Annotated in this window: 10 protein-coding genes and 1 pseudogene; 8 read left to right on the top strand and 3 right to left on the bottom strand. The window is 46.9% G+C overall.

Annotated features, from left to right (window positions below; translation table 11 throughout):
* From Q0101_RS01680 to Q0101_RS01650, 7 genes are all read left to right on the top strand, one after another.
* Positions 1–2,211 (top strand): TonB-dependent receptor (locus Q0101_RS01680; RefSeq protein ID WP_366939374.1); only part of this gene is annotated, 2,211 nt, incomplete at its 5' end.
* Positions 2,205–3,107 carry an alpha/beta hydrolase-fold protein gene (locus Q0101_RS01675; protein WP_297941681.1) on the top strand — a complete coding sequence of 301 codons (903 nt, stop codon included), beginning with the start codon at positions 2,205–2,207 and terminating at the stop codon, positions 3,105–3,107. The genes Q0101_RS01680 and Q0101_RS01675, both read left to right, overlap by 7 nt.
* 153 nt (positions 3,108–3,260) lie before the next feature.
* Positions 3,261–3,512, top strand: a complete 252-nt coding sequence (locus Q0101_RS01670; RefSeq protein WP_177387920.1) for a hypothetical protein — start codon at positions 3,261–3,263, stop codon at positions 3,510–3,512.
* Between the two features lie 199 nt (positions 3,513–3,711).
* Positions 3,712–4,170: a CidA/LrgA family protein gene (locus Q0101_RS01665; RefSeq protein WP_297941677.1), complete on the top strand. Its 459-nt coding sequence runs from the start codon at positions 3,712–3,714 to the stop codon at positions 4,168–4,170.
* Positions 4,167–4,859, top strand: a complete 693-nt coding sequence (locus Q0101_RS01660; protein WP_005873245.1) for an LrgB family protein — start codon at positions 4,167–4,169, stop codon at positions 4,857–4,859. The genes Q0101_RS01665 and Q0101_RS01660 overlap by 4 nt, the downstream gene beginning before the upstream one ends.
* 9 nt (positions 4,860–4,868) lie before the next feature.
* Positions 4,869–5,435: an AAA family ATPase gene (locus Q0101_RS01655; RefSeq protein ID WP_297926502.1), complete on the top strand. Its 567-nt coding sequence runs from the start codon at positions 4,869–4,871 to the stop codon at positions 5,433–5,435.
* Between the two features lie 534 nt (positions 5,436–5,969).
* Positions 5,970–6,545: a tetratricopeptide repeat protein gene (locus Q0101_RS01650; protein WP_297941675.1), complete on the top strand. Its 576-nt coding sequence runs from the start codon at positions 5,970–5,972 to the stop codon at positions 6,543–6,545.
* 242 nt (positions 6,546–6,787) lie between these two features.
* On the opposite strand, the pseudogene Q0101_RS01645 reads toward Q0101_RS01650, so the two are convergent.
* The 3 genes and pseudogenes from Q0101_RS01645 to Q0101_RS01635 all read right to left on the bottom strand — a co-directional run.
* Positions 6,788–6,952: pseudogene (locus Q0101_RS01645) on the bottom strand (flagellar basal body rod C-terminal domain-containing protein); the annotation flags it as partial.
* 420 nt (positions 6,953–7,372) lie between these two features.
* The gene (locus Q0101_RS01640; RefSeq protein ID WP_297941673.1) at positions 7,373–7,600 is read right to left on the bottom strand and encodes a hypothetical protein; all 228 of its coding nucleotides are present in this window, start codon (positions 7,598–7,600) and stop codon (positions 7,373–7,375) included.
* A 220-nt stretch (positions 7,601–7,820) separates the two neighbouring features.
* Complete coding sequence (locus Q0101_RS01635) at positions 7,821–8,672, bottom strand: DUF2314 domain-containing protein (RefSeq protein ID WP_297941671.1); 852 nt, start codon at positions 8,670–8,672, stop codon at positions 7,821–7,823.
* Positions 8,673–8,868: 196 nt separating this feature from the next.
* Here Q0101_RS01635 and Q0101_RS01630 point away from each other — a divergent pair.
* Positions 8,869–9,053, top strand: a 185-nt coding sequence (locus Q0101_RS01630) for a hypothetical protein (RefSeq protein ID WP_297941668.1), incomplete at its 3' end; no start/stop codon positions are given.

Below are 9,053 nucleotides of genomic sequence, written 5' to 3'. Positions count from 1 at the left end.
GCTACAAATTACCAAGAAAACGGCACCGAACTCTCACTTTTATTTCGTAACTTTGCCCACCTGTTTGAACAAAATAGAGGAACAAAAATGCAAAATGATATGTATTTTAAAAAGGCGAAATTTATCGCATTATCTATATGCGCGAGCGTTTCGATTTTATGCGGCGTCGAAGGCTCGCGCCTAAGCAGTGACGCAAATAGCACGAATCTTGGCGAGATCGTAGTAAGCGCGAGCGGCTTTCGCCAAGATATCAGGCAGGCGCCGGCCTCCATCTCCACCTTGGATAATAAAGAGATATCAAGCGGCAGATTCACTTCGCTGCACGATATCGCGAATAAAATGCCTGGCGTCAGCGTCATCGCAGGCGATGACGGCCCGGCAAGCGGGATATCCATCAGAGGAATGGAAAGCTCCCAAACCCTTGTGCTTATCGACGGCAAACGTGTAAGTTCCGCGGCGGCGAACCCAAAAGGCGGAGCGGGCGATATGAACTCGAATTTTATCCCGCCCGCAGGAGCGATAGAGCGTATCGAGGTGATTAGGGGGCCGATGAGCTCGCTTTACGGAAGCGATGCAGTAGGCGGCGTGATAAATATCATTACGAAAAAGAATTTTTCTAAATTTAGCGGAAGCGCTGCTATATCTACAACTATCCAAGATCACAAGGGTATCGGAAACGGTAAGATGGGCGAAGCCTACGTCAATATTCCCTTCGGGCAGTATGCGGCACTTCAGCTGTGGGGATATAAAAAGCTGCGCGACGAGGATGGCTATAAGGGAGGCTATCAGAAGAGTGATAAATCGGATTCTAACGCCAAGCTTTGGCTAACGCCGGATGAAAATAATAAATTTTACGTTCAAACCGGAAGGCAAAATCACGATTATTCAAGAACTCTTGGTAAAACCGCCGTTTATCCCAACGCGCGCGGATTAAATCACTATAAATATAAAAGAGAAAATCACGGAGTCGGATATTTGGGCGAGTTTGAAAGCTTAAGTGCTGATATAAGTTATTTTTGGGATAAGACTCGCCGTACGAGCATTTTTGATAGCCTTTCGCCCGCAATCGTAAAAAATAGAAATTTTAATTCCAAATTTACGACTTATCTCGGTATAAATACGCTTACCTTCGGCTACGATTTTAGCAAACAGGATGTGCGAACGACTTTCATCGTTTTAAACGCGAATAGGCAAAATTTACGCTCTCCGCAGCGATTTTCTATGAACGAGCATGCGGGATTTTTAGAGGACGAGATTGAAATTTTGGAAAATACGCTATTTTTAACGCTCGGCGGCAGGCTCACGCACAACGAATACTTCGGCAACCACTTTTCACCCAGAGCCTACGCGACGTTTAATATAGACGATACCTGGACGATCAAAGGCGGCGTCGCAACCGGTTATAAAACTCCCGATGTCAATCAAATTTCGCCGGAAGTAGGCGCGATTCAGGGCGGCTGGAGGATTATAGATTTCGGTAACGAGGATTTAAAGCCCGAGAAAAGCACGACCTACGAGATCGGGCTTTATTACGACAATGCAGACGATCTGCGCGGCAATATCACGCTATTTAAAAACGACTTCAAAGATAAAATTTTAGATACCGATGGCAGCAATATCAATAGGATTCCCGCTTACGGAGGCTGCGCTGGCGCGCCGAGCGTTAATTGTCCTGGTTGGGGAACGTATTTTAATATAGAAGGAGCCGAGGTTTACGGCGTTGAGCTGAGTGGCGATTACGATATTACTAAAAAGCTAAATTTCAAGGCAAACTACACCTATAGCCACTCCGAGATCGAAACCGGGGATCCTACGATCTATACGCCAAACGGCGCCGTTAAATTTAGTCAAACCAATCTTAGTAGGCTAGATGGCAAATCCCTGACCGCTACTCCGAAGCATGCCGCACATGCGATGCTTAGCTATAGGCCTATCGCTCCGCTTTCTACCTTTATCGGTCTTAATTACGAAAGTGAACTTACAAGCGTGCAATTCGGTCCGGGCAATAGAGTCAGCAAAAACGACAAAAAGCTTTTTACTACGGATTTGGGCGCACAATACGATTTAAACGATAATCTGAGCCTAAATTTAACCGCTTACAATATCTTTGATAACGTCCGATACGACGAGGGTCTCGCAGACGACGGCAATTACTATTGGTACCCCGAGGAGGGCAGGAGGTTTTGGTTTAAGGTAAACGCTAAATGGTAAGCCTAAAGAGCTTTCTTGCGGTATTTGACGCGCTCTTTTTAGTGTGCTTATTCGCTTGCGATCTGGGGGCAAAACCGCCGCAAAAGATTGAGCAGGCAAGTGGAGCTGCGCACGAAATGTTTAATGTGAGCGATTTTATTCTAAAAAGCAAGAACGGAGAAAAATATAAAATTTTTATAGCTCGCCAAAAAAATGTCGCTCGCTACGATAGGGTAGTTTTTATGGTTGATGCGAACGCGCAAGTTGCTATGCTTTTAAACTCTTATGCGCAAATTTATGCAGATCCAAATATAGCGAAAGAAAACGTCGAAACCGGGTCTAAATTAAATAAAACCGTCCTTATAGTAGGCATCGGATACGACAGCCCGCTAGCGTATGATATTAAGCGTCGCACGAGAGATTTAACGCCCGCGGTGAGCGGCGAAGAATATGCAAACGGCGGCGGCGCGGGAGAATTTTACGATTTCGTAAAAGATGAACTATTTCCGCTCGTGGAGAAAAAATACTCTACGGCAAAAAGCGATAAAATTTACTTCGGACATTCTTTTGGCGGGCTATTCGGGATTTATGCTTTGCTGCGCAACGATGGGATTTTCGACGAGTTTTTTATCGCCTCACCTTCATTGTGGTGGGGCGAATCACAGCTGATCAGAGATGCCCTAGACGAGGGAAAGCTTAGATCAAATTTAAAAGCAAAATTCATAATGCTCGTTGCTGGCTCGCGTGAAATGCGTAAAGGAAAAACCGATAAAGCGGGAATTTTAAAAGCGGCCGATCTAGCTGAAATTTTAAAAGCAAGGGGGCTTTCTTGCGAGTTTAGGCTCTACGAAGGCGCTTCGCACGGCGAAGTAATCCCATTGGCTTTGCAAGATTTAGCGCTATTTACGCAAAGATAATCTTCTATTTAGCCGGTAAAGCCTTGATCTAAACTGCAAGCGTAGGACCGAGCAGCGCAGGCTCGTTGATTGCGCCGAAACGCGTCGCCGGATTTAAGAAATTAAATTTTAAAGCTCTTTTGGCTAGTATCGCACAAATTTAAAGGATGGAAAATGCAAAGTTTCAAATGGCAAATTTCAAAGCGGCTCAAGCAGGCGATGCGCGAGCGAGATATCGATAATCTCACGCTCGTGCGCCGCACGGACGAGCTGTATTCGCGATCGCACCCGGGCCATGACGAGGATATGCGCGCCGAAGTTTACACCGTCTTGGACGAATACGCGCCCAACGTCGATATTGAAATTTTTGATCTAGTCTGCAAGGTTCTAGACGTCAAAATCGAGCTAGGCGAGACGCTTGATTGAGTAGTCGTAGCCGAATTTTACCCGTGCCGCAAGGCTAAATTTAGCGCTATGATAAATCGCAAAATTCTACCTACAGCCTAGCTACAGAGCTTACTTAAGTAAATTTTGCTGCAAAATTTCGCCCAAACCTAGAAAGATTAATATCTATTTTAACTGCAAAGTGCTAAATTTAACGCTAAATTTTAATCCGAGGTAAGCTTTGAACTACTTAATCCAATTTAGTGTGATTTTAGGAATATCTTTTGTTGCGGAGATTTTGGCGGCACTCGTGCCTGTGCCAATCCCCGCTAGCATCTATGGGCTAGTCATTATGCTTTTAGCCCTGATCTTCAAACTCATCAAAGTATCGCAGATCAGAGAAACCGTGTCGTTTTTTATGCAGATTATGCCGGTGATCTTCATCCCAGCGGGTGCTGCGATCATCATCGCAGGCGACGCGCTACGTCAGCATCTTTTCGCAATCATCGCGATTACGGCGGTCTCTACAGTAGTAGTCATCGGTGCAAGTGGCGCGGTAACGCAAATTTTTTATAAAATCGCCCTCGCCCGCGTTAAGCGCAGGCTTTACGCAGCCGCGCACGAACAAGACGGCATGAATACAAAGGACGTAGATGCAAAGCTGGAGCGCGAAATTCTATCCGGAGATGATAAAAAATGAGAGAAATTTTAATGAACTCCGCTTTTTTCGGCGTGTTTTTGTGCCTGGGCTCGTTTGAGCTGGGACTTTATCTAAAAAAGCGCTTTAAGCTAACGATTTTCAACCCGCTTCTAATCGGTATCGTGCTTACCGTCTGCGTGCTTTTACTCTTTAAAATTCCATACGAGAAATTTAATGCGAGCGCCTCGCACATTAGCTTTTTCTTAACGCCGATTACCGTCTGTCTAGCCGTTCCGCTATACGAACAGCTGGCGCTTTTGCGAAGTAATTTTTTAGCTATTTTTGCAGGACTGATTTCGGGTATGATCGCAGGGCTAGGCAGCATCTACGCGATGTCGGTGATATTTGGGCTAAATCACACAATGTATGTCACGCTACTACCGAAATCTGTCACGGCGCCAATCGGTATGGGTATCAGCGAAAGCTTAGGCGGCATCGTGACACTAACGGTGGCCTGCATCATCGCTACGGGCATCATCGGTAGCGTATTTGGCGAGGCGCTACTTAAAATTTTTGGCATCAAAAAGGCGATGGCAAAAGGTATCGCCCTAGGCTGCGCGAGCCACGCGATGGGAACGGCGCGCGCTCTTGAGATCGGTGACGTAGAGGGCGCGATGGCGTCTTTAGCAATGGCAGTTACGGGACTTCTTACCGTCATCGGTGCCGGTATTTTTGCACATTTCATCTAAGGAGAAAATATGATAATCTCGATCGCTAGACAAACGGGCGCAGGCGGGCGCGAAACCGCGCGCAAACTAGCCGAGCGCTTAGGCTACACCTATCTAGCCAAGGCGGATCTGCTCCGCAAAGCAGACGAGCTTGGCTGCTTCGAGCAGATGTATGAGTTCTACAACGAAATGCCCGTAAATACGCTACTTCAGGCAATATCGCACAACGAGCTAGCCAATGAGCAGAAGCGCGATCGCATCGTAGCAATCTACGAGAAGATCGTCTCGGGCGGCAACGTTATAGTGCTTGGGCGCTGCGCGGGATTTTTCTTGCGCGGACATCCGGATCTGCTGACGGTATTTTTACGCGCGAGCGATGAGTTTAAGCTCGCCAGATTAGAAAAAGAGGGCCATACCGACGCGCGCGAGTATATGGAGGAAAGCGACGCGGGCAGGATGAGCTTTCATCAATACTACACCAACCAAGTCTGGGGCGCGTCCGCAAACTACAATATCTGCATTGATACGTCGTATTGCGGCATCGATAACGCGGTGAATATCATAGAATATCTGGTTAAAAACCACGATAAAAAGTAAAATTTGAAACTTTGCGATGGGCGCGGTAGCGAGGCGACATTGCTGCGACGATGAGAGTATCGGCGGTGGCGAAATTCTATCGACACCGTAACGAAACTATAGCTGTGACAACGAGGCTACGGCAATGAAATTATATCGGCGCAATATCGCTGCGGGCGCGCGGCATAGTGGCGGCAACGAGATTATGTCACTGCGGCGCCGCTACGGCGAAATTTTATGCTAAGGTTTAGGAAACATGACGGCAGCAGCGATCCCGTTTGCGGCGAATTTTACGCGGTTTATCGGCGGTAAATTTCTGGGTGCAAGCGAGCAAATTTACGGGTTTTAGGGCGGCTATTCGGGTTTTTGCGGCGGCGTTTGGCGCTCAATTTACCCTAAATAGGCTAAATTTGACGGCTTTCTTTACGGTGCGATTTTGAGCAAACTCAGTAACAATCAGGCTTGCTCGAATTTCAAACCTTTAACGTCAATTTACCTTTTTTTTAATGCTAAATTTTATAAAATACTGATAAAAATTTTGGTAGGAGTAAATTTATGAAAAGATTAATCGCGGCGCTCGCCTGCGCTATGGTTTTGTTTGCGGCGGGCGAGGATATAGGGGCACTACAAAAAGCGTGCGACGACGGAAATGCAATTAGTTGCGGTTCCCTCGGGTTTTTATATGGTAATGGTCAAGGCGTAAGACAGGACTATAAAAAAGCGAGCGAGCTATACTCTAAAGCTTGCGAAATGGGGACTAGCGAAGCTTGCTATAATCTCGGGGTTTTATATGATAACGGACGAGGCGTAAAGCAGGACTATAAAAAAGCGAGCGAGCTATTTTCTAAGGCTTGCGATATGGAAGATGCACTAGGGTGCTTTAATCTCGGGGTTTTATATGATAAAGGTCGAGGCGTAAGGCAGGACTATAAAAAAGCGAGCGAACTATATTCTAAAGCTTGCGATATGGGAGAGGCAGGCGGTTGCCATAATCTCGGGCTTTTATACTATGGCGGCCAAGGCGTAAGACAAGATAAAAGAACGGCAAAAGAGTATTTCGGCAAGGCTTGCGATTTAGGCAATCAGGGCGGTTGTAATAATTATAAAATCCTAAACGAGCAAGGATTGTGAGTTAGGGCGCTAAAAGGCGGTAAATCCAGGTAAATTGAGCCGCCTTGACGCCTTAAAAAACCGCGCCGTTCGTAAAATTGAGCCCGAATTTTGCTCAAATTTAGCTTTCGCGAGCCGCAGTATAAGATCACCGCTCAAATTTAACTCCCTAACGGCAAAAGCGGCAAAATTTAAAAAGCCACCTAGTCCGAAATCCGCAAAGCAGTTTCAGGCCAGACGGCGTAAATTTAGCCTATTTTAGATTATCTTTTTAGGCTATTTACGATCGAGAGCATATCGTCGCTCGTCGTGATCACCTTTGAGTTGGCCTTGTAGGCGCGCTGAGCCGTGATGAGGTCGGTCATCTCCTAGGCTAGCCGGACGTTGCTCATCTCGACAAATCCCTGCCTGATCGTGCCGAGGCCGTCGAGCTCTGCCGTGCCGACTACGACCTAGCGCAGATCCCATTCGGCGAGCTGGTGCAGGGCGAGGGGGTCATATACGTGCAGATCTGCGAGAAATGTGAGGTTTTGGGCGGCTGCTTTCAGTGCACGTGAGGGTAAAATCAAAATTTTAGCTAAAGCACGTCAAATTGCATTTAAAGATGGATAGAATTATAATGTTGTCCTTTTTGATCTGAAAAGGTACCACATAGCTTTTAAAGATCATCTCTCTGACGTCGTTTCTGTTTTGTTTTAAATTTTTTCTAAAGCGATACGGCATAAAGGGGATTTTCTAGATTTCGCTTTTGAGCTCGCGCATAAAATCATCAGCCCGAGCTTCGCTGTGCAAAGCTATAAAATTGGCGATATTTTCGAGTTCGCTAACGAAATTTTCAGAGTATAAAATTACCACGCGAGCCCTTTTTCGGCTAGCCTTTCTTTTATCTCATCATCGTTATAAAGCTTCAATTCGCCTTTGTCCGATCGATCTATTATCTCGTCGAGCTTTTTTTGATCGGATTCGCTTGGCATAGGTTCGTCGCAAACTATAATCGCCGTCGGGTCAAGTAGCAGCAAAGCCTTTATAGCTTTTATGGTGTTATCGTTTTGTGTTTTTATATTGATCGTCGCCATCGTAGCTCCTTTGCGTTTTATTTTACTAAAAATTTTAAAATGCAGCTTTCGTAGAATTTTAAAAATATCTTCACGCTGCTTAAATTTAGTTAAAGAGAATTTGTGGGCTATTTAGTTTGTGTAAAAGGGGTGCAAGGCACGGGCTAAATTTTAATTTACGCGCCGTAAAATTTAGCGATTCATCGCGCCTGCGTAAATTCCAAGCGAAAATTTGCGCCGCCTACCTGCTAAGCGCCTCCGCGACGTGATCCCAGCCGAGCGCTTTAGCATAATCAAGCGCGGTTTTGCCGTGGATATTTTTAGCGTTTTTATCCGCACCCTTAGCAAGCAAAAGCTCGAGCCTCGTGCGGTTGCCCGCGATCGCCTCGTGGTGCAGCATCGTGTAGCCCTCATCGTCCGTGCGCGTGATCTCGTCCGGATACCCGCGCAAAAACTCCTCGAAATTTTTCTTCGTATTGACGCTCATCGGGTGTTCGGTTAAATTTTGCGGATGCTCCTGCTGTTCGTACACCACCAGCACGACGCCCGGATCGCCAAAATTTAGCCCCCACGCCTCGTCGTGTTCGGCGCACTCGCTCTGGCTCATAGCTTTGCGCATCGCCTGTACGCTAAAGCCGCCGTAGGTCTTGCCCTCTATCGCAAACATCCAGTCGCTGATCTGCTCTAGCGGCACCGAGACTTGCTCGCCGTTTTTGACGTTGCTTAGCACGTTCGGATCGTTTACGAGCACGCCGCAAACGCGCTCGCCGTCAAAATACACGTCGTTTAGCCACATATGCTCGACCTCGGTGCTACCATTTAGCTCTTGCGAAAAGGCGACCTTAACGCAGGCGAAGCTAAGCGCGGGGACGATGCGGAGGCGCTCCCAGTACAGCTCGCGCCAGAAGTAGCGAAAGCTCTTTCGCGCCTGCTCGAATGCTTTTAGCATCGCCTCATCTTCGCCGTCCGCGTAAAACACGGGCTCGCTCTCTTTTGCGTCTTTTGCCGCGGCGTTTTCATCTTGCGCGCCTTTGCTATCGCTATCTTTCGAGCACGCGTCATCGCCGCCGAATAGTTTTTTAAACAGTCCCATTTGCTCCCCTTAAATTTAGTTGAGATTCGTATTGTATTTTAAATTTACTTTCATTTGCCTGATTAAAATAGCGGGCAAATTTCACCGCGCGAGCCGTATAGCGGAGTGCAGAAGAGCGGGGTGGTCTTACGGCTTGCGTTCCGCGCCCGCGCAAAATTAGCTATAATTGCGTTTAAATTTAATTAAAGGAGAGATTATGGGGCTATTCGGTTTGGGCAAAAAAGCTGAAAAAGCGCAAATTCCAAGCACTTTTGCCGGCAGAGTGGATAAATTTTGGGCGGAATTTAGCGGCGTGGTAGATGAGATCAAGGCCGATCTGGCGGCGGAAGAGTTTGAAAAGGCGATGCAAAAGACCGACGAGAAGCTTCGCATCTGCCTTGC

Source organism: uncultured Campylobacter sp. (genome assembly GCF_937921625.1).
Lineage (GTDB): Bacteria > Campylobacterota > Campylobacteria > Campylobacterales > Campylobacteraceae > Campylobacter_B.
Note: the sequence above shows the minus strand (reverse complement) of the source record. Positions and strands in the feature narration are given on the sequence as shown.